Annotated in this window: 1 protein-coding gene; it reads right to left on the reverse strand. The window is 37.8% G+C overall.

Translation table 11 applies throughout. The features are described 5' to 3' along the window. Positions 1–192 precede the first annotated feature (192 nt). Complete coding sequence (locus OB03_RS06280) at positions 193–1,164, reverse strand: hypothetical protein (RefSeq protein WP_461343556.1); 972 nt, start codon at positions 1,162–1,164, stop codon at positions 193–195. Between the last annotated feature and the right edge of the window lie 107 nt (positions 1,165–1,271).

Here is a 1,271-nt window from a genome sequence, read left to right on the forward strand (position 1 = left end):
TCGCGCTTGGCACATGGTAGTCGAGCATGAGGCTGAACTCGGCACAGACGCCCTTATCCATGTCATCCAGGCTGGCGATAAGGCCGACACCATCAATACCGCCCTAGGCTATCTGAAGCCGCTAGAAACAAGACGGGCCCTCAAATAGAAGCCTAAGATCCCGCTAAATGTGTATTTAAATTCAGCGTGAATTTAATTTGCAGCCTGAAGATTAATTCCATCTGTTTTAGAAATAAGCAAATACGTCATGCCAAATACTTCAAAACGATTGCCTTCGTCAGCCTGAATAGATTCTAACTCTAGACTATCTACATTTTGAAATGTTATTTTATCGCCATCAAATCCTATAAATTTTATTTTAGGATTTACCGTGTCGACCAATTCAACAAATCCCGTAGATTTAATTATATTTTCTTCACCTACTGTATCAATACACAAGTAATACATTCCCATATCCTTTTGGCATATAGAGAACTTTCCACGCCTTTTTACCAAAAACTGATCAGAACTTATATTGCCATATTGAAATCTATAATTATCATATAAAGGCGTATAACCTTCATTATCAGAAGAAGTTTTACAAACAAACTCCCCTCCGATTAAATGGTGGTTATGCCCACCAATCATTCTTTTGTGGCCGTCTAATAATGATGTGAAACAATCAGAATAAAATCCTTGTGCGCTATAAGATATAATATCACCCGAATTAGCAGTTATTACCTCACCAGAAAGCGGTAAATTCAATTCCACTAAACTATAGAGAGAATTTATAACTACATTTGATTCGTTGATAACATGATGATATTTATATTTTTTTACATTTTCTATAGATTCTTGAACAATTCTATTTGTTCTAGCTTGACCTGCAGCCAATACAGATTGCTGCAATGATCCCAGTACAGCTACAGAGCTTTCAGTATTTCTTAAATTTCTAGAATTTGTATCATTTTCATAAATTGATGTTCCCGGCCTTCTTGACCCTGGAGGACAACGCCCTTCTCCAAAAGTATTAACCCACATGCCATTTATATAATACTCTCTACAAACTGCGTTCCTTCGAACTTCTGAAGGTACTTGGTTATAAACATTAACCTGCGCCTGAGCAGGCACTGTACACATCAATACAACAGCAGCACTCAAAACCGAAAAGCGAATGTTTATCATAGATTTTTCTCCATCGTAGAATTTAAAGATCGCTGATATTTACATAGCGATCAAGCACCTTTCCTCCATTCACTACCCCAAACCCAACTGACCCCCGTGGCCATCCG

The organism is Brevundimonas sp. GN22, assembly GCF_054824005.1.

Excerpts from the sequence above, each read along its gene's own strand:
- OB03_RS06280 (WP_461343556.1), bottom strand. The coding sequence starts at position 1,164 with ATGATAAACATTCGCTTTTCGGTTTTGAGTGCTGCTGTTGTATTGATG.